We start from the raw sequence: 21,387 nt of genomic DNA on the forward strand, positions 1-21,387 counted from the left end.
GTGCATTCTACGCAAGCCGTTATTTTTGTCAACACTTAATTTTGAGAAAAGTTTATTTTTTCAAAACCCAGTCTTACTTGACTCAACCAACTCGTCGTTTTGCTTTTTTGTAAGCAGTCCGCCGTGTCGGTGGATGCGCATTATAGGGAGATCCGAATTGAGATCAACTGTTTTTTGAAGTTTTTATGAAAAAAATGACTGTTCGCGCAAAATACGAACGAAACGCGTAAAAATAGCACTAAATCACTCGTATTAGGCCTATATAGCCACTGTATTTTATATATATGCCTGTTTTTAACTTCTATAACTGAAGATGTTGCTATTAAAGAACGCGGTGTGATCTTTATATGTGATCTTAGTTGCTAGTTGCTAGTTGCTAGTTGCTAGTTGCTTCAAGATTGTATGGTGATGTTTGGGAATTGATAGAGTTAATTTATCGATAGTGAATTTCAGAAAGTAAAAAGCCGAGCATAAGCTCGGCTTTTTGGTGTCTTTACGACTTACTCTGCAGACTGCGCGTCTTCTTGAACTTCTTCGTTTGTCGCTGGGCGACCAACTAGTTCAATATAAGCCATTGGTGCATTATCACCAGCACGGAAGCCACACTTAAGAATACGAGTGTAACCACCAGGACGGTCTGTATTACGTGGACCGATTTCGCTGAATAATTTACCAACTACTTCATTATCACGCGTGCGAGCAAACGCTAAACGGCGGTTTGCTACACTGTCAGTCTTAGCCAGTGTGATTAAAGGTTCAATTACACGGCGCAACTCTTTAGCTTTAGGCAAAGTTGTTTTGATGATTTCATGTTTCACCAAAGAACCAGCCATGTTGCTGAACATCGCTTTGCGATGGCTGCTGTTACGGTTTAATTGACGACCACTCTTACGATGGCGCATGACCCTATCCTTCTAACTAAACTAATATAGTGATTTAGATTATTCAGCTAGGCTTGCAGGCGGCCAATTTTCTAGGCGCATACCTAGAGAAAGACCACGTGAAGCTAGCACGTCTTTAATTTCAGTTAGAGACTTCTTACCTAAGTTAGGCGTTTTAAGAAGCTCAACTTCAGTGCGCTGAACTAAATCACCGATATATTGAATTTGCTCGGCTTTCAAACAGTTTGCTGAACGTACTGTTAGTTCAAGATCATCAACTGGACGAAGTAGAATAGGATCGAATTCTGGCTTCTCTTCTTTCTCTTCTGGCTCAGTTACATCACGTAAATCTACGAATGCATCTAATTGCTCAGCTAAGATAGTAGACGCACGGCGGATCGCTTCTTCAGGATCTAAAGTGCCGTTCGTTTCCATATCAATGATTAGCTTGTCTAAGTCTGTACGTTGCTCAACACGGGCTGATTCAACCGAGTACGCAATACGTTCAACTGGGCTGAATGATGCATCAAGCAGCAGACGACCAATTGGACGCTCATCGTCATCAGAGGATAAACGACTAGATGCCGGCACATAACCGCGACCGCGCTCAACACGAATACGCATGCTGATCTCGCTGCTATCTGTCGTAAGGTGACAGATAACGTGATCTGGGTTGGCGATAGTTACATCACCATCGTGCTGAATATCAGCCGCAGTCACAGGGCCTACACCAGATTTAGTCAGGGTCAGAAAAACTTCATCTTTGCCTTCTAAAGTTACTGCTAGACCTTTAAGGTTTAACAGAATTTCAATGATGTCTTCTTGTACGCCCTCTTTCGCGCTGTACTCATGCAATACACCGTCGATTTCTACTTCAGTTACTGCACATCCAGGCATAGATGATAACAGTATACGGCGTAAGGCATTACCCAAAGTGTGACCGAAGCCACGCTCTAATGGTTCTAAAACTACTTTAGAACGCGTAGGGTTGATAGCGTCGATATCGACTAACCTTGGTTTTAGGAATTCGGTAACAGAACCCTGCATTTTATCCTCTCTTAACTCTTAACTTTACTTAGAGTAAAGTTCGACGATTAGTTGTTCGTTAATGTCCGCAGACAGATCTGAACGCTCAGGTAGGCGCTTGAAGCTACCTTCCATTTTCTTACCGTCAACTTCAACCCAAGTCGGCTTTTCACGTTGCTCAGCCAACTCTAGAGCAGCGATGATACGTGCTTGTGTTTTTGACTTCTCACGAATTACAACAGTATCTTCTGGAGTAATTACGTATGAAGGGATGTTCACTACACGACCATTAACTAAAATCGCTTTGTGGCTAACTAACTGACGTGCTTCAGCGCGTGTACTAGCAAAACCCATGCGATATACAACATTGTCTAAACGTTGCTCTAAAAGCTGTAACAAGTTTTCACCTGTATTACCTTTAAGGCGAGCAGCTTCTTTGTAGTAGTTACGGAATTGCTTTTCTAATACACCGTAGATACGACGTACTTTTTGCTTTTCACGTAACTGTAAACCGTAATCAGATAAGCGACCTTTACGAGCGCCGTGCTGACCAGGTGCAGTCTCAAGTTTACACTTAGAGTCGATAGCTCTTACGCCGCTTTTAAGGAACAGGTCAGTACCTTCACGACGACTCAGCTTGAGCTTAGGGCCCAAATATCTTGCCATGTTATTTCTCCTAACCTATTGTTAAACGCGACGTTTCTTCGGTGGACGACAACCGTTATGAGGGATTGGCGTCACGTCAGTGATGTTGGTGATACGGTAACCAGCAGCATTCAAAGCACGTACAGCAGATTCACGACCTGGACCTGGACCTTTAATGAAAACTTCTAGATTTTTTAAACCGTATTCTTGAGCAGCAGTACCTGCACGCTCTGCAGCAACCTGAGCCGCGAATGGAGTAGATTTACGTGAACCACGGAAACCTGAACCACCTGCTGTTGCCCAAGATAGTGCATTACCTTGACGGTCGGTAATTGTTACAATAGTGTTGTTGAAAGAAGCATGAACGTGAGCCATACCATCAGCAACTTGCTTTTTAACCTTCTTACGACGAATTGGTGCTTTAGCCATAATCTACCCCACCTTATTTCTTGATAGGCTTGCGAGGACCCTTACGAGTACGCGCGTTAGTCTTAGTACGTTGACCACGTAGTGGTAACGAACGACGGTGACGTAGGCCACGGAAACAACCAAGGTCCATAAGGCGCTTGATATTTAATGTAACTTCACGACGAAGGTCACCTTCTACAGTGTACTTGCCAACTGCTTCACGCAATACGTCAAGTGTTTCGTCTGAAAGTTCACCGATTTTTGTGGTCTCGGCGATACCAGTCGCTGCTAAGATAGCCTTAGAGCGAGTCTTACCTATGCCATAAATAGCAGTTAAACCGATAACTGCATGTTTATGATCAGGGACGTTAATGCCAGCGATACGGGCCACTAACACATCTCCTATATTTGAATTTGGTTATCATCTGTTTGAAAAGCCCGTAAGGATACTCAAACGAAGACCAAATCACAACTAAAAACACAGGCCGAGTGAATAACTCAGCCTGCACGACTGTTTAATTAGCCTTGCCTTTGCTTGTGCTTAGGCTCACTGCAAATTACGCGTACTACACCAGCACGTTTAATAACTTTACAGTTACGGCATATTTTCTTAACGGAAGCACGTACTTTCATTGCTCAACTCCGTAAAATGACCTTATCGGCCGTAGCCTTTAAGGTTTGCTTTTTTCAGCACAGAATCATACTGATGTGACATCAGATGCGTCTGTACTTGTGCCATAAAGTCCATGATTACAACAACGATAATCAAAATTGATGTACCGCCGAAATAGAATGGCGTTTGCCATGCCATAGTCATGAATTCGGGCACCAGACAGATAAAGGTTATATACAAAGCACCTGCCAATGTCAGGCGTGTCATCACTTTATCAATGTATTTAGATGTCTGCTCACCTGGACGAATACCTGGGATAAATGCGCCAGATTTTTTCAGGTTATCTGCTGTTTCACGCGGGTTAAATACCAACGCGGTGTAGAAAAAGCAGAAGAAGATAATAGCCGCAGCTAAAACCATCGCATATAAAGGCTGACCTGGAGTCAACGTTGTAGCGATTGCTTGTAGCACATCAGCGACCGGACCTTCACCCTGGCCGAACCAGCTTGCAATTGTACCAGGGAACAGAATTATACTGCTAGCAAAGATTGGTGGAATAACACCCGCCATGTTTACTTTCAGTGGTAAGTGCGTGCTTTGAGCAGCAAATACCTGACGACCTTGTTGACGCTTCGCATAGTTAACGACGATACGACGTTGACCACGCTCAAAGAATACAACTAGGTAAGTAACAGCGAATACGATTACAGCAATCAATAACAGTACAAGTACATTCAGATCACCTTGGCGCGCCATTTCGGCTGTCGAACCAATAGCAGACGGCAGGTTAGCTACGATACCAACAAAAATCAGAACTGAAATACCGTTACCGATACCACGTTCTGTAATTTGCTCGCCCAACCACATTAGGAACATAGTACCAGTTACTAAACTCACTACAGCAGTGAAGTAGAAACCGATACCAGGGTTAACAACTAACCCGTCCATCATGCTCGGTAAGCTTGTAGCAATACCGATTGATTGGATAGTAGCAAGCACAAGCGTGCCGTAGCGTGTGTACTGGCTAATTTTCTTACGCCCTTGCTCACCTTCTTTCTTAAGCTCTATAAACGGCGGATACATATGCGTTAATAGTTGCGTAATAATCGAAGCCGAGATGTACGGCATAATACCCAGTGCTAACACTGAAGCGCGCTCAAGCGCACCACCGCTGAACATGTTAAACATTTCAACAATGGTGCCCTTTTGTTGCTCGAAGAAATCGGCAAGTACAGCGGCGTCAATCCCAGGGATCGGCACGAATGAACCTAGACGGTAAATAATGATAGCACCTAATACAAATAGTAATCGACGCTTCAATTCCGAAAGCCCACTTTGTGCACTTTTCATATCTTGACCTGGTTTAGCCATTAGTACTTCCTTAGTCTTCTACCTTGCCTCCGGCAGCTTCGATAGCTTCGCGAGCACCTTTAGTCACTTTAAGACCTTTAACGGTAACTGCGCGTGAAACTTCGCCAGATTTTACTACTTTAACGAACTGGATGTTCTTTTTAACTAGACCAGCTGCTTGTAACGCGTTTACGTCTACTACATCGCCTTCAACTTTAGCGATTTCAAAAAGGTTAACTTCAGTAGATACTAATGATTTACGTGAAGTGAAACCAAATTTAGGTAGACGACGTTGCATAGGCATTTGACCGCCTTCGAAACCAACGCGTACTTTACCGCCAGAACGTGATTTTTGACCTTTATGACCACGGCCACCAGTCTTACCAAGACCAGAACCGATACCACGACCTAGACGTTTCTTTTCAGTTTTTGCACCAGCAGCAGGTGAAAGTGTATTCAAACGCATCGAATTAACCCTCAACCTTTACCATGTAAGAAACTTGGTTAATCATACCACGCACACATGCTGTGTCTTCTAACTCAACAGTGTGATTGATACGACGTAGACCAAGACCACGTAATGTAGCTTTATGCTTCGGTAAACGACCGATAGAGCTCTTTACTTGTGTTACTTTAACAGTTTTATTAGCCATGGTTTACCCCGTGATTTCGTCAACGCTAAGACCACGTTTAGCAGCGATAGCTTCTGGAGAGTTCATGTTCTCAAGAGCAGCAATCGTTGCACGAACGATGTTGATCGGGTTAGTTGAACCGTATGCTTTTGACAGTACGTTCTGTACACCAGTTACTTCTAGTACTGCACGCATCGCACCACCGGCGATGATACCTGTACCTTCAGAAGCAGGCTGCATGTATACTTTAGAACCCGCGTGGCGACCCTTGATTGGGTGCTGTAGCGTGTTGCCGTTTAGTTCTACGCTGATCATGTTGCGACGTGCTTTTTCCATTGCTTTTTGAATAGCAGCTGGAACTTCACGTGCTTTACCATAACCAAAACCTACTTTACCTGCGCCGTCACCAACTACAGTTAGTGCAGTGAAGCTAAAGATACGACCACCTTTAACCACTTTAGACACACGGTTTACCGCGATTAGCTTTTCAGCCAAATCAGGCTGTTGTTGCTTTGCTTCTACGTTAGCCATTGTCTACTCCTAGAATTGCAGACCGGCTTCACGCGCTGCATCAGCAAGCGCCTTCACACGGCCGTGATATTTAAAGCCACTGCGATCAAAAGCAATCTTTTCGATGCCTTTGTCAGCTGCACGTTCAGCAACCGCTTTACCAACTGCTTGAGCAGCTGCAACGTTACCTGTGCCTTTAACTGTTTCGCTAATTGCTTTTTCAACAGTAGAAGCAGCAGCCAGTACAGTACCCTCAGCAGTAACTACTTGAGCGTAAATGTGACGTGGCGTGCGGTGGATAACAAGACGCGTTGTGCCTTGTTCAATGTAATTTCTACGAGTGCGTTTAGCACGACGTAGACGAGCTGTTTTTTTATCCATCGTCTTACCTTACTTCTTCTTAGCCTCTTTACGGCGTACATTCTCGTCCGCGTAACGAACACCTTTACCTTTATAAGGCTCAGGTTTACGGTATGCACGGATGTTAGCAGCTGTTTGACCAACTAACTGCTTGTCTACGCCCTTAACTAGAACTTCTGTTTGGCTTGGTGTTTCAATCGTAATACCTTCTGGTACTTCGAAATTAACTGGGTGTGAGAAACCAAGAGTTAAGTCTAATACTTTGCCCTTAGCTGCTGCACGGTAACCAACACCTACTAACTGAAGTTTCTTCTCGTAACCTTCATGCGTACCAACAACCATGTTGTTGATAAGAGCGCGAGCAGTACCTGCTTGTGCCCATGCATTGACTACGCCTTCACGAGGTAAAGTTGTAATAACGTTGTCGTTAACTTGTACTTCAACAGCGTCGTTGATAGTGCGAGTTAATTCACCGTTTTTGCCTTTAACTGTGATTTCCTGGCCTTTTAATGTAACTTCTACACCGGCAGGAACATTGATTGGTGCCTTTGCTATGCGAGACATAGTTCCCCTCCGATTAAGCTACAAAGCCAATGATCTCACCACCAACGCCGGCACTACGTGCTGCGCGGTCTGTCATTAGGCCTTTAGAAGTTGATACGATAGCGATACCAAGACCACCCATTACCTTTGGTAATTCGTCACGTTTCTTATAGATACGTAGACCAGGGCGGCTAACACGCTGGATATTTTCAATAACAGCTTTGCCTTCGAAATATTTTAATTCGATAGAAAGCTCAGGCTTCGCTTCACCGCTTACAGCGTAATCTGCGATATAACCTTCATCTTTTAATACTTTAGCTACTGCTACTTTCAGTTTTGAAGTTGGCATCGTTACTGATACTTTCTTCGCTGACTGACCGTTACGGATACGTGTAAACAAATCCGCAATAGGATCTTGCAAGCTCATAGTCTTACTCCCGTGATACTATTACCAGCTAGCCTTTTTAAGGCCAGGAATTTCACCGCGCATAGCTGCTTCGCGAACTTTGATACGGCTCATGCCGAATTTGCGAAGGTAACCGTGTGGGCGGCCCGTAACGTTACAACGATTACGTTGACGTGAAGGGCTAGAATCACGTGGTAAAGCTTGTAGCTTTAATACCGCGTCCCAACGATCATCGTCAGATGTTTTCACATCGCTGATGATAGCTTTTAGTGCCGCACGCTTTTCAGCGAACTGAGCAACTAATTTAGTGCGCTTTGCTTCGCGCGCTTTCATAGAATTCTTTGCCATAACCCTACCCTTATTTCTTGAATGGGAAGTTAAACGCTTCTAACAACGCACGGCCTTCATCATCTGTTTTCGCAGAAGTAGTGATAGTGATATCAAGACCACGTACACGGTCTACTTTATCATAATCGATTTCTGGGAAGATGATTTGCTCACGTACGCCCATGCTGTAGTTACCACGTCCATCGAAAGACTTAGCACTTACACCACGGAAGTCACGGATACGTGGGATAGCGATTGAAACCAAACGCTCAAAAAAGTCCCACATACGCTCGCCACGTAGGGTTACTTTACAACCAATTGGGTAACCTTCACGCACTTTGAAGCCAGCAACTGATTTGCGAGCTTTAGTGATTAGAGGTTTCTGACCAGAGATTGCTTCTAGATCCGCAACAGCGTTATCTAGGATCTTCTTGTCAGCTAGAGCTTCGCCCACACCCATGTTTAATGTGATCTTTTCGATCTGAGGGACTTGCATGACAGAGCTGAAACCAAACTTCTCTTGAAGCTCAGCAACTACTTTGTCTTTGTATAATTCATGCAGTTTCGCCATCATTCTACTCCAACTATTAGATAGTTTTACCAGTAGATTTAAAGATACGTAATTTCTTACCATCTTCAATCTTGAAACCTACACGATCTGCTTTACCCGTTTCCGAGTTGTAGATCGCAACGTTTGATACGTCGATAGACGCTTCTTTCTCAACAATACCGCCAGCTTGGTTCAACTGAGGAACAGGCTTTTGGTGCTTCTTGATTAAGTTGATGCCTTCGACAAATACTCGACCAGATTCAGCAACAACTGAAAGCACTTTACCGCGCTTACCTTTGTCTTTGCCTGCTAGTACGATTACTTCGTCATCACGACGGATTTTTGCTGCCATGATAGACTCCTTATAGTACTTCTGGTGCTAGTGAAACGATTTTCATGAACTTTTCAGTACGAAGTTCACGAGTCACAGGGCCGAAGATACGAGTACCAATTGGCTGTAAGTTATCGTTTAAGATAACAGCCGCATTGCTATCGAAACGGATCAAAGAACCGTCCGGACGACGAACGCCTTTTTTAGTACGCACAACTACCGCGTTTTTAACATCACCTTTCTTCACTTTACCGCGAGGAATAGCTTCTTTTACAGAAACTTTGATGATATCGCCAACCGCTGCATAGCGACGGTGCGAACCGCCAAGGACTTTAATACACTGCACTTTGCGAGCGCCGCTGTTATCAGCAACGTCCAGCTGAGTTTGCATTTGGATCATGTTAATGACCTCCGGTGTAGAAATTACAACACGCCTTAATTTTGTTTAAAATCAAGACATTTCGGTTAAATTCCACTCAAAAAACAAGCAAGTTGTCTCTTAAGGGCGGGCAATTGTAGCAGCAATGGCAAGGAAGTGGTAGGTTATTTTTTAATTAATTTGGAATTAATCGCAATGCCTGCATTGAGGAATTACAGCAGCTTGCTGGTTTGTTATTGATTATAAAACAAACAGGGCGCAAATGCGCCCTGTTTTAGTATTTAATTAAATTTTAATTAATTACCAAATAGACCTTTTAATTTGTCTTTAATTTTATCTTTAGCTTTCTCTTTCACTTCTTCTTTCGCCGCATCACTAACATCTAAGCTATAGCCAACATCATGAAATGGACCTTTGATACGCAGGGGAATTTTAAAGCCTGTGCTGTCATCGGTCGTGCCTTGACCTTCGATTGAATCAACAATACCTGTCACTAAACGGTAATCAACAGTCGTCATTGGTAAATCAACCTTACCTGAACCAGTAATACGGACAAGCGGGCTAAGTAGCGACAAGTCTTTATTTTCACCTACACCGTTAGTGAATACAAAACTGCCCTTCAATGCTGAGAAGTCTGTTTGCTGTGAGTTATCAAAGCCAGTATCTAACCCTTCAGATACTGCACTTAAGTTACCTTTGATAAGCTCTTTTGCTTTACGAACCATCTCTGCGATGTTGGCACCTTTTACCGCACCATCTGCAAACTCAAAGCCTAACTTACCATTTAATGCATTAATAAAGCTCTTTTGACTTTGACCTGTGGTCGTAAGATCCCAGTTTAGAGAGCCTTTACCCATCAACTTATCGAAACCAGCTGCATCAGTCAGTAATGGCTGTGCATCAATTTTATCTAAAGCAAAGTTGGTACTAATTTTATACGGTGTTTGCTTGGCATTGACGGTGATCACACCTTTACCATTGCCTTCATAAGCAACAAACTTATCTAGGCTGATTTTAGCCACTGCATTTTTTAGGTTCACCGTTAACTGGTTTTCACCAAGAGTAATATCATTTGCTTTTAAGCCACTTGAACGCACGACTACATTTGCATCCAATGCATTTAAGCCGCTCATGTCAATTGCAGTATCATCCCAAACAATTGGCTGTGCAGGCGCATCTGCTGCAGGCTCTGCTTGTTCTTCTTTAGCTACGCCCTCCGGTAAGTAAGGGTTTAAATCAAGCATCCCTAAATCAATATCGGCATTTACAGCTAAACGGTCACCAAGCTTAATATCGCTTTTACCTTTAATTTGCAGCTCATCTAGCGTGGCTAGTAGCTCAGTAAGCTTAAACTGCTGTCCTTTTAGGTGCATTGAACCTTTTACATTAAAGGCATTAAACGCATTTTCTTTTGCATTAAGCTCTACACCTTGCCAGCTCGCAATGTTTTTAACAGAGTCACCACTAACAGAAAGAAGCCCTTGCACATCATTACCCATTTCTGCAATTGCACCTTTAAAGTTCAAGTCGACTAAGCGAGAATCAACCTCAGTGCTGACATTAAAGGTTTCGCCTTCAATTGCTTTTACCGGTGTATCTAGCGTGACATCTAAGTTAAAGCGCTCACCCATATAGGTAATACCGCCTTTTAACTCTAAGGTCTTACGAAGAGAAGGTAATAAGATGGCTAACTCTAAATCGCTTATCTGTTGTTTTGCCCCGGTTTTACCGTCTAGATAAGTAAAAGTACCGCCATAGATTGCCACTTCACCAAGCTCGATATCAAAGTTATCTGGTAAGTTAACTGCGCTAGAACTCTTTTGCTGCTCTGTCTGTGGTTGCTCAGCAACCGCATCAAATAATTGCCAGTTTGCTTTACCATTTTTATCGGTTTCTAACAAAATCGTTGGTTCGTTAATCACAAATTTATCTAGCTTAAACTCACCGCCAAATAACGACATCCAAGGGATACGAATAGCAAGTTGTTGCATGCTCGCCATATCTTTTTGCGAGCCCGTTTGCATATTGGCAAAGTGCACATCATTCAATTCGAGTTTTAATGATGGAAATACCGACAACTTTTTATCGCCGTTAATAGTCAGACTACGACCTGTGGTTTGTTCTACTTGCTCCGATACTTTATTAAATATCGCGTCTGTAGGTATGAGAAATGGTGCTGCGACTACCAATGCAATCAGTAATACGAAGATGACACCAACGATTTTCAGTAAGGTTTTCATAATCATCCTTAAAAATGGGCAAACAATGTTCATATCATAGCGGGAGTTAGGCGCAAATGCATTGCCCAACACATAAAAAGGTTCGTAAACAAGCTTAGGTACAAGAATATGAATCAGCGCTGAAACTTTTTGATACCTACAGGTTACAAAAAAACTTGACCACATGATACCCTAGGGTTACATTGATACCTGTAGGTTACATTTGAGTTGAAAATAAAAGGAATCGATTATGTCTAAGCAAGATATCAAAACGGAAGAAAAGTTTATGAGTCATAACGCATGGTTTTCAATATTCATGGGAGTCACGTTATTGATTATTAGTGTTTACCCAATGCTCAAGCAAACATCAGTGCCTTTACTGTTTATTGGTGGTGCCGCATTTATTGGTTCATTCTTTATGTTTGTAATTAGAGGTGGATTTACATGGAAACTTGGCTATCGCCTTACATATAAGGATGAATTTTTAAATACGGTTGATACCATCGCTTATAAACATGTTGTGCTTGGATTACTTTTTAGCATGGGGGCTATTTTTTTATTAGCTGATGAACTTGCTTTAAATGTATCTCATAGCATGATGGCCACATTTTACCTTGCCTTGATGTGTTTGATATATGGCGTATCAATTATTTGGCAAAGTAGAGACTAGGTGTAAAAGTGCAAAATAATATCGCTAAATTCCGTAAAGATAAGGGTTTATCGCAGCAAGAACTTGCTGATGCCATTGCAGTATCACGTAAAACCATTAGCACAGTTGAAACAGGCCGCTTTATACCCTCGGTGATTATCGCGTTAAAAATTGCTGCTCACTTTGAGCTCAGTGTTGAACAATTATTTACACTCGATGACAATGATTAATTAACCACGTCAGACGCAATCTTACTTATAAATTATCAGTAAGATTGCATCATTTCATTACTTCGGTATGATGCACGCCCCTGTTGTTTTTGCACCCTGTGTACTAAAATTAAACAACCCAATTTAGTCAAAACTGGAGTATCGATTAAGCATGAAGAAACTGCTTATTTCACCGTCAAAAATGGCGCTTGGCGAGCAAGAAAGTCAAATTTATCAAAACATCCTCAAGCAAGCCTCTGATATCAGCTTAAACCTAATGGCAGTTAAAGTAGAAAATCACCCTGAAGACTTTTTAGGTTGGTGCTATGAGCTATTAAGTGCAAGCCGCGATCGCATTAACTACGATCTGTTAGAAGATAAGCAATTACCGACACTTAAAAAACTTCATGACTTATTAATTTCTGCAATCAGCTTTTTGCAGCTAAAAACACTAAGGGTTGCGCCATGGCCTGTTATCGCAGGCTTCATCGAACAGCATAAAGAACTGATAGCGCTTGATGAGCAACTACGCTTGGCTAATTACCTTGCAGCAATTAAATCGCAATCACTCAAAGAAATGATCCCTGAAGACCGTTTAGCGTTTTCAGGTAAACACAGTGCTTCACTAGACCCAAGCAGCTATAACTTCGACGTTGAATGGTTTGCTTCTACCAAGAACGCAAAAGGTTTCCACCAAATGTTGAGTGATTTACCTGGCGCATTTGATGAAGCGCTTGCACACATTCCACTGGAGGGTGAAGTAACGCAAGAACATTATCAGCATTTTATGGTTGCTTACTTCATGGCATTTAATGGCAGCGATGAAAAACCAACGCTTGCTCCTGCTACTCGCTTACTTGCGATGCGCCGACCTGACGTGTTTACACCAATCGTAAATAGTAAGCTCGATGCTCTTTGTGCGGCATTAGGCATTACTAAGCTTAATAACCGCGATTTTGAGCGCTACTGGCAAGATGTTGTCGAAGCCATTCATAGTATGCCTTGGTTCAAAATGGCCAACGCAGCAAATGAGCTTGAACACTCTCTGGTTGAAATCAAAGCCCTATTACCGAGCTTCTTTTATTATGCAGATAAAAGTACCGCTGATAACTCAAACTATATTAAGTTGTTAAACAAACCTAAGAGTACCACGAGCTCAGCAGGTAAAAAGACCGTACGCCGTGGCAAAGAATCAGCTGAGATACTGGTAGACCGCGCACTAGCAAGCGATGATACCCCTGAACATATCAAAGCTAAGCGCGATTCAATCATCAGTGAAGTTGAAAAAGGCCGCAGCGTCGAAGAAACAATTAGTCTAATGCGTGCAATTTTCGGCTAAGTCACTCTCAAATAAGCAAAACCCGGTTGCTTCGCAATTGTGCAATCGGGTTATTTATTGCACCACACGTGTGCGCATGAATAATTCAAATAACCACCCCTTCCAAAATTAAACAAGCTTAAAAGTCTGTTTTTAAAGCGTTTAAGCATAAAATATCCCATACAAAATGAACTTGGCACAACCAGTGCAATATCGTATCCAGACAACACATAGAAAATGTCCTCAAATAATAACCAGACTGCAATCTGAAATGGGACAAAATCAACATAACAACAGGATACAGAAACATGCTAAAACTAAAAAAAACGGTCGCAGCAAGCGCCCTTGCGCTATTAACTTTGAGCTCAACATATAGCTATGCAGAAGTCACAGCAAACGCTGCGGCAACTTCAAACTACTTATGGCGTGGTCAAGAGCAAGGCGGTGGTGATGCTGCAATCCAGGGTGGTATCGACTACGCAAGTGAATCTGGCTTTTATGCAGGTACTTGGGTGTCGAATGCTAGCTGGGCTGACGACATGACTTACGAGCTAGACCTTTATGCTGGTTTTGGCGGTGAAATCAATGAAACCTTTAGCTACGATGTTGGCTACATTTATTATGCATACCCAGATGCAGCATCTTACACAGATGCAGACTTCTCAGAAATCTACGGTAGCATTAGCATGGGTAGCTTCACCTTTGGTGCAGCAATACTAGCAACATCAGCAGCAAGCGGTGACGGTACAGATTTTGGTGATTCACTTTATTTAAATGCTGACTACAGCTTCCCAGTTGGTAGTACCGGTGCAGAAATGGCCCTTCATTTAGGTCATTACTCAGGGGATTTCATTGGTGATGATGACATCATCGACTACGGCGTTTCAGTGTCGAAAGACGGCTTTACTTTCGGTCTTTCAGACAATGACATCGATGGTTCAGATGTAAAAGTGTACGTCGCTTACGCGGTTGACTTCACTTTATAAAGAATGTGTTACTTGCTGCAACACGAAGGGCCGTAAGGCCCTTTTCTCATTTTGGGCTGTACGTTAAGGCACACTATGACCAGTTGAGCCTTGCCAAATGCGATACCATTGTTCACGGTTCATTGTAAGCTGCTTAGCTTCAACCGCTGATTTAACACGCTCAATATTCCCCGTACCGAGTACCACAGACGGTGCACTTGGGTGCATTAACAGCCAAGCATAAACAACTTGATCAATGGCTGTCGCGCCAATTTCAGCACCAACCTGCTCTAGCACTGCACGTAAACGTACCGCTTTTTCATCATCACTTGAGAATATACGACCCCCAGCTAATGGTGACCAAAGCATAGGTTTGATATCGAGCAATTGGCATTGGTCTAAGCTGCCATCATCAAGCGCTTTCATTTCGTAAGGAGAAAACTCAATTTGATTGGTCACAAGCTCAAAGTCTAAACGCGACTGCAACAGGCTAAGTTGCGATGGCGTAAAATTAGATACACCAAAGTCAAGCACATCACCATTTGCTTTTAGGGTATTAAATGCTTGTGCCATTTCATCGGCGTTCATTAAGTAATCAGGGCGATGGATAAGTAATACATCTAAACGATCAGTGTTGAAGTTTTTAAGTGACTGCTGTGCTGAGGCAATTATATGCGCGGCACTTGAATCATAATGGTTTGCTTTGCCTTGCAATCCTAGGCTTGCAAACGCAGGCTTGATACCACACTTAGTGATTATTTTGATTTCATCACGAATACTTGGTTTTAGTTTAAGTGCTTTACCAAATTCGGCTTCACAACCGTATTCACCGTAGATGTCAGCATGATCGGTATGTGACACCCCCATCTCTATTGCATTTTCTAAAAAACTTAAGCATTGCTGTGGCGTTATCTGCCAATCTAACAAGCGCCAGAATCCTAATACCAACTCATCAATACAACGACCTTTGCTATTCACCATAACGACCTACTATTCCTAATAAATTCGACTCAAATTAATCCTTAAACCATATCACAGATTTACTAATCACAGCTGTTAACATACAGTTACAAAACAAATTGCTAATTTGTTACTAAACAGGATATTTTAGTACCTAAAAACAAATGTTATAAAACAAGGAATAAAAAATGAAATCATCAAATGTCATGACTGCTTTGGTTGATATTTTTATCAGCCCGAGCAAAGCTTTTAATGGCTTAAAAGAAGCAAAAGGTTGGTCTTTTGTTGCCTTTATCTTACTTGCCGGCATTCTCGCTGCCAGCATGTTTGCTTTTTACAATAAAGCTGACCCGCAATTTTTAATCGATCAACAAGTCGCTGTTGCCAGTGTAGATGCCACTATTGCAGAACAAAAAATGATTCGCCAAAGCATGGAGCAAACCATTGATTTGCAAGTTTGGTTTGCAATGATTGGTGGCATTATTGGTCTAGCTGTTATCAATGCCCTGATGGCAGGCTATTACCTATTTGTATCGAAGCAAGACCCAGAAGCTAATTATGGTTATGGGGCTTGGTACGGCTTTGGTGTGTGGACTATGATGCCAATGATTATCTCAAGCCTTGGTTTACTCATCTTAGTATTAACTGCAAGTACTGACCAAATATCACAATCATTATTTAACTATGCTTCAATTAACCAACTTTTGATTGGCTTAGAAATTGGCCACCCATTTTACACCTTACTTGAAAGTCTCAATATCTTTTCTATTTGGGGCATTTTCATCGCAGCTATCGGTTTGAAGAGTTGGACTAATTTCACTTTCAATAAAGCGCTACTGTTTGCAGCCCTACCAAGTATTGTTATTTACGGTATTTGGACTGTAATCGCGCTCGTTTAATTCTGCTTTGAGCGGCAATATGCCGCTCTTAACATCAAGGAAGTAACATGAAAAAAGCCATTATAATTGGCCTCGCTGTTACAGCATTTGTCGCTTTACTGATTTCAAAACAAGTCACCGGCAATAAAGAAGCGCCAGAAATGCATATTGCTGAAGTTGAACAAGGCAATATTGCCGATTCAATTTTAGCCTCTGGTAACCTAGTCTTTAATACCCAAGTGCAACTGCGCTCAGAAGTGACAGGCCGTGTAGCGAAAGTGTTTGTAGAGGAAGGTGAAAGTGTCACTGAGGGCGATATTTTAATGCGCCTAGATACGACCGCGTTTGAATCTGAAGTTGCCCGCAACAAAGCCATGCTTCGTGCGACCGAAATCGATATTAAGCATAGCGAAACCCGATTAAAAAATATTGAGCGTCAATTAAGCCGCCAAAAAGAGCTTTATGAAGTTGGCCTTGCTGGCCAAGAAGTGTATGAAAACCTACAAAATGCCCGCGATTTAGCAAAAATAGATATTGAAGCAAAACGTGAAGCTTACAACCAAGCACAAGCATCGTTATTGATTGCTGAAGACCGTTTGAATAAAAGCGTGTTTCGCGCTCCAATGAGTGGCCTTCTTGCTTCGGTAAATATTAAAGAAGGTGAAACCGTTATTGCGGGAACAACCAACATTATTGGCTCAGACTTGATGCTAGTAGCTGATCCAAGCGCAATATTAGCCGAACTTCGAGTGGATGAAACCGATATTGCCGGTATCAAATTAGACCAACATGCAGATATCTATGCCGCCGCTTACCCAAATCAACCTTTCACTGGCAAAGTAATAAACATTGGCACATCAGCAAAAAATCAAGCCGGTTCACAAGGCTTATCATTTAAAGTCAAAGTACTGCTTGATGCCACTGACCGCCAGCTATATGCCGGAATGAGTTGCCGCGCAGAAATCGCCACGAGCATCGCCGAAAATGGCTTAAAACTCCCCATCGAAGCCATTCAAAAAGAGGATGATAGCTACTTTGTCTGGAAGCTTAATACAGATAACACAGTAACTAAAACAGCTGTTACGGTAGGTATTTCTTCAGATATCGAACAAGCGCTAACCAGCGGAGTTTCTCAGGGAGATCGTATTGTTATCGGCCCTGCTAGACCACTTAGTTCACTTAAAGAGGGTGATACGGTAGCCGTTAAAAACAGCCCTGAAAAAGGTGCTAAATAATGTCTGCGGTGATCAAGCTCAGCAATATCAATAAACAATACAAAATGGGCGAACAAGTTTTCAAAGCCCTTGATGATATTAATATTGAAATTGCTCAAAATGAGTATGTTGCCATTATTGGCCCTTCGGGTTCAGGTAAATCAACCCTGATGAACTTGCTTGGCTGTTTAGATACTCCCACCAGTGGTGACTACTATTTAAAAGATAAGTTAGTAAAGCGCATGACCGAAACGGAGCTTGCTCACCAACGTAATGAAAGTGTTGGCTTTATTTTTCAAAGTTTCAATTTATTACCACGAGCATCCGCTCTTGAAAATGTTATGCAGCCTTTGGTGTATCGATTTATCTCTGCCAAAGAGCGAAAACAACAAGCGCTCGAATCATTACAACGGGTCGGCCTTGGCGATAAGGTCAATCACCTTTCGAGCCAGCTTTCTGGTGGCCAACGTCAACGTGTCGCTATTGCTCGCGCACTAGTTACTAAACCCCATATTCTACTTGGTGATGAGCCTACCGGTAACCTGGATAGTAAAACCACCACTGAGATCATGGCGCTGTTTGATGAGCTTCATAACGAAGGGCACACCATTATTTTGGTTACTCACGAACAAGATATTGCTGATCACTGCCAACGGGTTATTCGTTTGGTTGATGGCAAGGTTGTCAGTGATACCCGAAAAGGCGAAGGAGCAAGGCAACATGTTTAAATCTGCTATCGCTGTAATGGAAGGAACAAAAGCCGCATTGATGGCAATAAAAGCCAATGCAATGCGCAGTGCACTTACCTGCTTGGGCATTATTATTGGAGTTGCTGCGGTTGTGACCGTGGTGGCAGTAATGCAAGGGTTTACCAAACAAATTAATGATCAGCTTGCTGATATGTCTCCCGATGTCACCAATATCAAACCTTACACAAGTATGGAAAAAGAAATGGTGGGGCAACAAGCAAAGCTGACTTACAACGACTTTTTAACTCTAAAAGCACGCGTTAAAGAAGCCGAAACTTTTACTGCACTGATGTTTACTTGGCGCTTTTCTGGCGCAGCTGAGTATGGCAATAAAAGCCATGCTTCTCGGGTAATGGGCACCGAGCAAGACTATCAAAAAGCTTACCGCACCTACCCAGAACTCGGCCGATTTATTCGCGCAGAAGATGATGAAAAACGGCGTCGAGTTGCATTTATCGGCCCTTCAATTATCGAAAAGCTTAACCTACCTGAAAACCCTGTAGGTGAATATATCAAACTCGGTGGTGAGTGGTTTCGCATTATTGGTGTTGCTGAAAAACAAGGTAGTTTATTAGGTTTTGACCAAGACGATTACATCAATATTCCGATAAGTACCATGAGTGCATTAGAAGGCGGCAGTGTTGATACCAATGTTCAAATGATGTTTCGGTTGAAAGACGATGCTAACGAAGCGCAAGTACTAGGTAAAATTCGCCGCATCTTACGTCAACTACATAAACTGAAAGACGGTGAAGATGACGACTTTGAATTTGAAACAGCTGAAAAAGCCCGTGCTAATATCGATAAATTTACCGGAAGTGCTACCGCAATTACCGCGGGGATAGTGGGTATCAGCCTGGTAGTTGGTGGTATTGGTGTGATGAATATCATGCTGGTTTCGGTAACAGAGCGTACTCGTGTGATTGGTACTTTAAAAGCATTAGGGGCAACACCAGGCTTTATAATGCTGCAATTTTTAGTTGAAGCGGTGGTGCTATCACTGTTTGGTGGTTTAATTGGTTTAGCGATAGGGTATGGTGCCGCGGCACTGATTTCGTTATCAGTGCCGAGCATGCCAGATGCCTACATACCGGGTTGGGCGATTATGCTGTCATTTGGCTTTACTTCATTGATTGGTATTGTATTTGGCTTAGCACCCGCTATTAAAGCGGCACGCTTAAACCCAATTGATGCACTGCGTTATGAGTAACTAGTCTGGCTTGTAAGGTACTTGGGCACAGCTTATTTCAACTGTTTTTGGGTACCAAATAGGCCCAACTTGGTTTACTGCAACTTCAGCTAGACCATTAGTGAACGACTTATAAGTGTGAACGGTTTGCCACTCGGAATCTGGGCACTCCTCAGATAAGTCTACAGGCTTTGAACCTTCGTAAAGCGCCGCGGCAAAGTTATGATGCCATTGCTCTGTTGCAGCTGCTTTATTAGCTTGAACGGCACTGCCGTTATCAAAGTAGATATTTGTGCAACCACTTAAGGTTGCCACTAACACAGTTGTTATTAGTAGGCTTTTCATAGTTGTTGCTCCTGTGCTTGTTGCTCACACCATACTTTTACTGTGTGAGGAGCATAAATTCCGAGTGTAACGAGTCCTAATGCGCCATCAGCGAATGTTTGTTGCGATTGCATTTGGGCAACTTTTTTATCTTGGCAAATAGCCTTTACATCAACGCGCTCTTCACCAACGAGGCCCCACAAAAAGAATGGGCGGCTATCTTGGTAATCAGCTTTAGTGGCTAATTTATTGGTTGTTTTTTCTGGCACTATGGTGACTGATGAACACGCTGTCACCGATAAGGCAAGCAGCATACAGGCCATTTGTTTCATGAGTAGTTCCTTTGTCTGAGTTGTTAAGCTCAGTAAGTATAAGAATATGAGTACTCATTTTGGGTAAGAAAGCGTATAGAAATTGTAGAAAATACTACAGTTTCTAACATTTAGCCTTTGAACTAAACTGAGGCTTACAACGACTAACTCTCAAGGAAAGTAACTAAAGGTCATTATGACGGCATATCTGCGTATATTTTTATTACTTGTGTGTTTGAGTGTGCTGTCTTGGTATAGCTTTTCAAGCGATCCTAGCTCTGATGAGCAACAAGGTATCACCAAAACCGCTGAGAACCTTGCTAATTGCCAACAGCAGTTAGCACAAAGTCGCATGCAAACTTACGCAGAACATTATATTTTGCCCTATCAGTTTAAGTTATTGAGTTGGAATATTTACAAGGCACAAATAGATGGCTTACTCACCGATTTGCAAAACCTAAATGCCGATGCTGATATTGTGTTACTGCAAGAAGCTATCGAAGAACCCGCGCTTACAAAACTCAAACCCTATTGGCGCTTTGCTAAAGGCTATAAGAGCGGCTGCGTGCAATCAGGGGTTATGACACTCAGCCGCTGGCCCGCCGCAGTACATTGTACACTCACCCATAAAGAGCCTTGGCTACGTAGTCCAAAAGCGACCAATATTGTGGAGTATGCGCTGCCAAATCAACAGTTATTACTGAGTATAAACCTGCATGCCATTAACTTTACGATGGGTGTTAGTGACTTTAAACAACAGCTCGACGATGCCGCCGCTATTATGCGAACGCATAAAGGCCCTATCGTATTTGCTGGTGATCTCAATACCTGGAGTGATGAGCGCCAAGCCTTATTACAGCAAACATTAACCAAGCTAGGTTTACACGAAGCTATTTATTTAAATGATAAACGCACCAAAGCATTTGGATTAGCACTTGACCAAGTATGGGTGCGCGGTGTCAAAATAGAGACAACTATAGTGCCTGAGCTTGTAAGCTCAGATCATAATCCAATAATTGCAACCCTAACCATAGAGCAAAAAGTACAGTGAAAGTAACAATGAAAGGATATTGGTTAATCGCATTAATGTTATTGAGCATTAGCCAATTCAGTGATGCAGCAACCCCAGAACAAGAGATAAATCACCTCATTGATTTTGTCGCTAAAAGCGATGCCGTATTTATTCGCAACGGCACCGAGCACTCAAGCCAAGATGCTGCCGAACACCTTGCTATGAAGTATCGAAAAGCGACCCGCTATGCAAAAACGGCCGAAAAATTTATCGAAAATTTGGCGAGTAAAAGCTCATGGAGCGGTAAGCCCTATAAAGTAAGACTCAGCAATGGGTCGTTACTCAATGCAAAAGATTGGTTGAGCAATGAATTAAAAGAGTACCGCCGAAACCAACATATTCATAATTAAAATCATCAACACACAAGAA

The 21,387-nt window shown here is 42.5% G+C and carries 31 protein-coding genes; 10 read left to right on the forward strand and 21 right to left on the reverse strand.

Annotated elements, in window-relative coordinates; all coding sequences use genetic code 11:
- Positions 1 to 500: 500 nt before the first annotated feature.
- The 18 genes from rplQ to CWC28_RS03810 form a co-directional block, all read right to left on the reverse strand.
- Positions 501 to 902: a 50S ribosomal protein L17 gene (rplQ, locus tag CWC28_RS03725; RefSeq protein ID WP_004589197.1), complete on the reverse strand. Its 402-nt coding sequence runs from the start codon at positions 900 to 902 to the stop codon at positions 501 to 503.
- 39 nt (positions 903 to 941) lie between these two features.
- Entirely contained in the window at positions 942 to 1,928 is a 987-nt protein-coding gene (locus CWC28_RS03730) for a DNA-directed RNA polymerase subunit alpha (RefSeq protein ID WP_004589198.1), read from the reverse strand.
- Positions 1,929 to 1,952: 24 nt separating this feature from the next.
- Positions 1,953 to 2,573, reverse strand: coding sequence for a 30S ribosomal protein S4 (gene rpsD, locus CWC28_RS03735; protein WP_036974007.1), 621 nt, complete (start codon positions 2,571 to 2,573; stop codon positions 1,953 to 1,955).
- Positions 2,574 to 2,594: 21 nt separating this feature from the next.
- Positions 2,595 to 2,981 carry a 30S ribosomal protein S11 gene (gene rpsK / locus CWC28_RS03740; RefSeq protein ID WP_036974009.1) on the reverse strand — a complete coding sequence of 129 codons (387 nt, stop codon included), beginning with the start codon at positions 2,979 to 2,981 and terminating at the stop codon, positions 2,595 to 2,597.
- Positions 2,982 to 2,994: 13 nt separating this feature from the next.
- Entirely contained in the window at positions 2,995 to 3,351 is a 357-nt protein-coding gene (gene rpsM / locus CWC28_RS03745; RefSeq protein WP_036974011.1) for a 30S ribosomal protein S13, read from the reverse strand.
- 128 nt (positions 3,352 to 3,479) lie between these two features.
- A complete protein-coding gene (rpmJ, locus tag CWC28_RS03750) occupies positions 3,480 to 3,593 on the reverse strand; it encodes a 50S ribosomal protein L36 (RefSeq protein WP_002959476.1) in 114 nt (37 codons plus the stop codon).
- Positions 3,594 to 3,615: 22 nt separating this feature from the next.
- Positions 3,616 to 4,944: a preprotein translocase subunit SecY gene (secY, locus tag CWC28_RS03755; protein WP_063702319.1), complete on the reverse strand. Its 1,329-nt coding sequence runs from the start codon at positions 4,942 to 4,944 to the stop codon at positions 3,616 to 3,618.
- Positions 4,945 to 4,954: 10 nt separating this feature from the next.
- A complete protein-coding gene (gene rplO / locus CWC28_RS03760) occupies positions 4,955 to 5,389 on the reverse strand; it encodes a 50S ribosomal protein L15 (RefSeq protein ID WP_036974015.1) in 435 nt (144 codons plus the stop codon).
- 4 nt (positions 5,390 to 5,393) lie between these two features.
- Positions 5,394 to 5,576, reverse strand: a complete 183-nt coding sequence (gene rpmD, locus CWC28_RS03765; RefSeq protein WP_016710201.1) for a 50S ribosomal protein L30 — start codon at positions 5,574 to 5,576, stop codon at positions 5,394 to 5,396.
- A gap of 3 nt (positions 5,577 to 5,579) precedes the next feature.
- Positions 5,580 to 6,086: a 30S ribosomal protein S5 gene (rpsE, locus tag CWC28_RS03770; RefSeq protein WP_063702321.1), complete on the reverse strand. Its 507-nt coding sequence runs from the start codon at positions 6,084 to 6,086 to the stop codon at positions 5,580 to 5,582.
- Positions 6,087 to 6,095: 9 nt separating this feature from the next.
- The gene (rplR, locus tag CWC28_RS03775; protein ID WP_036974021.1) at positions 6,096 to 6,446 is read right to left on the reverse strand and encodes a 50S ribosomal protein L18; all 351 of its coding nucleotides are present in this window, start codon (positions 6,444 to 6,446) and stop codon (positions 6,096 to 6,098) included.
- Between the two features lie 9 nt (positions 6,447 to 6,455).
- Positions 6,456 to 6,989: a 50S ribosomal protein L6 gene (rplF, locus tag CWC28_RS03780; RefSeq protein WP_063702324.1), complete on the reverse strand. Its 534-nt coding sequence runs from the start codon at positions 6,987 to 6,989 to the stop codon at positions 6,456 to 6,458.
- A 13-nt stretch (positions 6,990 to 7,002) separates the two neighbouring features.
- Positions 7,003 to 7,395: a 30S ribosomal protein S8 gene (gene rpsH / locus CWC28_RS03785; RefSeq protein WP_063702326.1), complete on the reverse strand. Its 393-nt coding sequence runs from the start codon at positions 7,393 to 7,395 to the stop codon at positions 7,003 to 7,005.
- 21 nt (positions 7,396 to 7,416) lie between these two features.
- Entirely contained in the window at positions 7,417 to 7,722 is a 306-nt protein-coding gene (gene rpsN, locus CWC28_RS03790; RefSeq protein WP_063702327.1) for a 30S ribosomal protein S14, read from the reverse strand.
- Positions 7,723 to 7,732: 10 nt separating this feature from the next.
- Positions 7,733 to 8,272 carry a 50S ribosomal protein L5 gene (gene rplE, locus CWC28_RS03795; RefSeq protein WP_063702328.1) on the reverse strand — a complete coding sequence of 180 codons (540 nt, stop codon included), beginning with the start codon at positions 8,270 to 8,272 and terminating at the stop codon, positions 7,733 to 7,735.
- 16 nt (positions 8,273 to 8,288) lie between these two features.
- Positions 8,289 to 8,603 (reverse strand): 50S ribosomal protein L24, encoded by a 315-nt coding sequence (gene rplX / locus CWC28_RS03800; RefSeq protein ID WP_054554391.1) that lies wholly within the window; start codon positions 8,601 to 8,603, stop codon positions 8,289 to 8,291.
- A 10-nt stretch (positions 8,604 to 8,613) separates the two neighbouring features.
- On the reverse strand, positions 8,614 to 8,982 hold the full coding sequence (rplN, locus tag CWC28_RS03805; RefSeq protein WP_010378257.1) for a 50S ribosomal protein L14: 369 nt from the start codon (positions 8,980 to 8,982) through the stop codon (positions 8,614 to 8,616).
- A gap of 275 nt (positions 8,983 to 9,257) precedes the next feature.
- Entirely contained in the window at positions 9,258 to 11,201 is a 1,944-nt protein-coding gene (locus tag CWC28_RS03810; RefSeq protein ID WP_063702332.1) for an AsmA family protein, read from the reverse strand.
- 229 nt (positions 11,202 to 11,430) lie between these two features.
- On the opposite strand from CWC28_RS03810, the gene CWC28_RS03815 reads away from it, so the two are divergent.
- The 4 genes from CWC28_RS03815 to CWC28_RS03830 all read left to right on the forward strand — a co-directional run bounded on the left by CWC28_RS03815 (position 11,431) and on the right by CWC28_RS03830 (position 14,342).
- Complete coding sequence (locus CWC28_RS03815; protein WP_063702334.1) at positions 11,431 to 11,850, forward strand: hypothetical protein; 420 nt, start codon at positions 11,431 to 11,433, stop codon at positions 11,848 to 11,850.
- An 8-nt stretch (positions 11,851 to 11,858) separates the two neighbouring features.
- Complete coding sequence (locus tag CWC28_RS03820) at positions 11,859 to 12,059, forward strand: helix-turn-helix transcriptional regulator (RefSeq protein ID WP_063530018.1); 201 nt, start codon at positions 11,859 to 11,861, stop codon at positions 12,057 to 12,059.
- 151 nt (positions 12,060 to 12,210) lie between these two features.
- A complete protein-coding gene (locus CWC28_RS03825) occupies positions 12,211 to 13,377 on the forward strand; it encodes a hypothetical protein (protein ID WP_138624750.1) in 1,167 nt (388 codons plus the stop codon).
- 287 nt (positions 13,378 to 13,664) lie between these two features.
- Positions 13,665 to 14,342, forward strand: coding sequence for a TorF family putative porin (locus CWC28_RS03830; protein ID WP_063702346.1), 678 nt, complete (start codon positions 13,665 to 13,667; stop codon positions 14,340 to 14,342).
- Between the two features lie 63 nt (positions 14,343 to 14,405).
- Here the strand turns inward: CWC28_RS03830 and CWC28_RS03835 are convergent, their stop codons facing one another.
- Positions 14,406 to 15,302 carry an aldo/keto reductase gene (locus CWC28_RS03835; protein WP_199775199.1) on the reverse strand — a complete coding sequence of 299 codons (897 nt, stop codon included), beginning with the start codon at positions 15,300 to 15,302 and terminating at the stop codon, positions 14,406 to 14,408.
- Positions 15,303 to 15,469: 167 nt separating this feature from the next.
- On the opposite strand from CWC28_RS03835, the gene CWC28_RS03840 reads away from it, so the two are divergent.
- Genes CWC28_RS03840 through CWC28_RS03855 form a run of 4 tightly spaced genes read left to right on the forward strand, consistent with a single transcriptional unit; the run spans position 15,470 to position 19,332 of the window.
- The gene (locus CWC28_RS03840) at positions 15,470 to 16,180 is read left to right on the forward strand and encodes a YIP1 family protein (RefSeq protein ID WP_063702348.1); all 711 of its coding nucleotides are present in this window, start codon (positions 15,470 to 15,472) and stop codon (positions 16,178 to 16,180) included.
- Between the two features lie 47 nt (positions 16,181 to 16,227).
- Positions 16,228 to 17,394: an efflux RND transporter periplasmic adaptor subunit gene (locus CWC28_RS03845; protein ID WP_138624751.1), complete on the forward strand. Its 1,167-nt coding sequence runs from the start codon at positions 16,228 to 16,230 to the stop codon at positions 17,392 to 17,394.
- The gene (locus CWC28_RS03850; RefSeq protein WP_063702351.1) at positions 17,394 to 18,101 is read left to right on the forward strand and encodes an ABC transporter ATP-binding protein; all 708 of its coding nucleotides are present in this window, start codon (positions 17,394 to 17,396) and stop codon (positions 18,099 to 18,101) included. The genes CWC28_RS03845 and CWC28_RS03850 overlap by 1 nt, the downstream gene beginning before the upstream one ends.
- Complete coding sequence (locus CWC28_RS03855; protein WP_063702354.1) at positions 18,094 to 19,332, forward strand: ABC transporter permease; 1,239 nt, start codon at positions 18,094 to 18,096, stop codon at positions 19,330 to 19,332. The genes CWC28_RS03850 and CWC28_RS03855 overlap by 8 nt, the downstream gene beginning before the upstream one ends.
- Here CWC28_RS03855 and CWC28_RS03860 read toward each other — a convergent pair whose 3' ends face one another.
- Positions 19,333 to 19,656: a Bor/Iss family lipoprotein gene (locus tag CWC28_RS03860; RefSeq protein WP_063702356.1), complete on the reverse strand. Its 324-nt coding sequence runs from the start codon at positions 19,654 to 19,656 to the stop codon at positions 19,333 to 19,335.
- Positions 19,653 to 19,967 (reverse strand): Bor family protein, encoded by a 315-nt coding sequence (locus tag CWC28_RS03865; RefSeq protein WP_054554401.1) that lies wholly within the window; start codon positions 19,965 to 19,967, stop codon positions 19,653 to 19,655. The genes CWC28_RS03860 and CWC28_RS03865 overlap by 4 nt, the downstream gene beginning before the upstream one ends.
- A 175-nt stretch (positions 19,968 to 20,142) precedes the next feature.
- Between CWC28_RS03865 and CWC28_RS03870 the strand changes: the two genes are divergently transcribed.
- Both CWC28_RS03870 and CWC28_RS03875 read left to right on the forward strand, forming a co-directional pair.
- Positions 20,143 to 20,997 carry an endonuclease/exonuclease/phosphatase family protein gene (locus CWC28_RS03870; protein WP_138624752.1) on the forward strand — a complete coding sequence of 285 codons (855 nt, stop codon included), beginning with the start codon at positions 20,143 to 20,145 and terminating at the stop codon, positions 20,995 to 20,997.
- A complete protein-coding gene (locus tag CWC28_RS03875; protein WP_240494358.1) occupies positions 20,994 to 21,368 on the forward strand; it encodes a YfeK family protein in 375 nt (124 codons plus the stop codon). The genes CWC28_RS03870 and CWC28_RS03875 overlap by 4 nt, the downstream gene beginning before the upstream one ends.
- Positions 21,369 to 21,387 lie beyond the last annotated feature (19 nt).

The sequence above is a fragment of the Pseudoalteromonas sp. S4492 genome, from assembly GCF_005886115.1.
In the GTDB taxonomy this organism is placed as follows: domain Bacteria; phylum Pseudomonadota; class Gammaproteobacteria; order Enterobacterales; family Alteromonadaceae; genus Pseudoalteromonas; species Pseudoalteromonas gelatinilytica.

What these genes read in the sequence shown, in the direction of transcription:
- CWC28_RS03830 (WP_063702346.1), top strand. Translation starts at nt 13,665, where the DNA reads ATGCTAAAACTAAAAAAAACGGTCGCAGCAAGCGCCCTTGCGCTATTA.
- CWC28_RS03850 (WP_063702351.1), top strand. Translation starts at nt 17,394, where the DNA reads ATGTCTGCGGTGATCAAGCTCAGCAATATCAATAAACAATACAAAATG.
- rpmD (WP_016710201.1), bottom strand. Translation starts at nt 5,576, where the DNA reads ATGGCTAATAAAACTGTTAAAGTAACACAAGTAAAGAGCTCTATCGGT.
- CWC28_RS03855 (WP_063702354.1), top strand. Translation starts at nt 18,094, where the DNA reads ATGTTTAAATCTGCTATCGCTGTAATGGAAGGAACAAAAGCCGCATTG.
- rplQ (WP_004589197.1), bottom strand. Translation starts at nt 902, where the DNA reads ATGCGCCATCGTAAGAGTGGTCGTCAATTAAACCGTAACAGCAGCCAT.
- rpsN (WP_063702327.1), bottom strand. Translation starts at nt 7,722, where the DNA reads ATGGCAAAGAATTCTATGAAAGCGCGCGAAGCAAAGCGCACTAAATTA.
- CWC28_RS03815 (WP_063702334.1), top strand. Translation starts at nt 11,431, where the DNA reads ATGTCTAAGCAAGATATCAAAACGGAAGAAAAGTTTATGAGTCATAAC.
- CWC28_RS03825 (WP_138624750.1), top strand. Translation starts at nt 12,211, where the DNA reads ATGAAGAAACTGCTTATTTCACCGTCAAAAATGGCGCTTGGCGAGCAA.
- rplX (WP_054554391.1), bottom strand. Translation starts at nt 8,603, where the DNA reads ATGGCAGCAAAAATCCGTCGTGATGACGAAGTAATCGTACTAGCAGGC.
- rplE (WP_063702328.1), bottom strand. Translation starts at nt 8,272, where the DNA reads ATGGCGAAACTGCATGAATTATACAAAGACAAAGTAGTTGCTGAGCTT.
- CWC28_RS03860 (WP_063702356.1), bottom strand. Translation starts at nt 19,656, where the DNA reads ATGAAAAGCCTACTAATAACAACTGTGTTAGTGGCAACCTTAAGTGGT.
- secY (WP_063702319.1), bottom strand. Translation starts at nt 4,944, where the DNA reads ATGGCTAAACCAGGTCAAGATATGAAAAGTGCACAAAGTGGGCTTTCG.
- rplN (WP_010378257.1), bottom strand. Translation starts at nt 8,982, where the DNA reads ATGATCCAAATGCAAACTCAGCTGGACGTTGCTGATAACAGCGGCGCT.
- rpsD (WP_036974007.1), bottom strand. Translation starts at nt 2,573, where the DNA reads ATGGCAAGATATTTGGGCCCTAAGCTCAAGCTGAGTCGTCGTGAAGGT.
- rplF (WP_063702324.1), bottom strand. Translation starts at nt 6,989, where the DNA reads ATGTCTCGCATAGCAAAGGCACCAATCAATGTTCCTGCCGGTGTAGAA.
- CWC28_RS03835 (WP_199775199.1), bottom strand. Translation starts at nt 15,302, where the DNA reads ATGGTGAATAGCAAAGGTCGTTGTATTGATGAGTTGGTATTAGGATTC.
- CWC28_RS03730 (WP_004589198.1), bottom strand. Translation starts at nt 1,928, where the DNA reads ATGCAGGGTTCTGTTACCGAATTCCTAAAACCAAGGTTAGTCGATATC.
- rplO (WP_036974015.1), bottom strand. Translation starts at nt 5,389, where the DNA reads ATGCGTTTGAATACACTTTCACCTGCTGCTGGTGCAAAAACTGAAAAG.
- CWC28_RS03840 (WP_063702348.1), top strand. Translation starts at nt 15,470, where the DNA reads ATGAAATCATCAAATGTCATGACTGCTTTGGTTGATATTTTTATCAGC.
- rpsH (WP_063702326.1), bottom strand. Translation starts at nt 7,395, where the DNA reads ATGAGCTTGCAAGATCCTATTGCGGATTTGTTTACACGTATCCGTAAC.
- rpmJ (WP_002959476.1), bottom strand. Translation starts at nt 3,593, where the DNA reads ATGAAAGTACGTGCTTCCGTTAAGAAAATATGCCGTAACTGTAAAGTT.
- CWC28_RS03865 (WP_054554401.1), bottom strand. Translation starts at nt 19,967, where the DNA reads ATGAAACAAATGGCCTGTATGCTGCTTGCCTTATCGGTGACAGCGTGT.
- CWC28_RS03845 (WP_138624751.1), top strand. Translation starts at nt 16,228, where the DNA reads ATGAAAAAAGCCATTATAATTGGCCTCGCTGTTACAGCATTTGTCGCT.
- rplR (WP_036974021.1), bottom strand. Translation starts at nt 6,446, where the DNA reads ATGGATAAAAAAACAGCTCGTCTACGTCGTGCTAAACGCACTCGTAGA.
- CWC28_RS03810 (WP_063702332.1), bottom strand. Translation starts at nt 11,201, where the DNA reads ATGAAAACCTTACTGAAAATCGTTGGTGTCATCTTCGTATTACTGATT.
- rpsE (WP_063702321.1), bottom strand. Translation starts at nt 6,086, where the DNA reads ATGGCTAACGTAGAAGCAAAGCAACAACAGCCTGATTTGGCTGAAAAG.
- rpsK (WP_036974009.1), bottom strand. Translation starts at nt 2,981, where the DNA reads ATGGCTAAAGCACCAATTCGTCGTAAGAAGGTTAAAAAGCAAGTTGCT.
- CWC28_RS03870 (WP_138624752.1), top strand. Translation starts at nt 20,143, where the DNA reads ATGACGGCATATCTGCGTATATTTTTATTACTTGTGTGTTTGAGTGTG.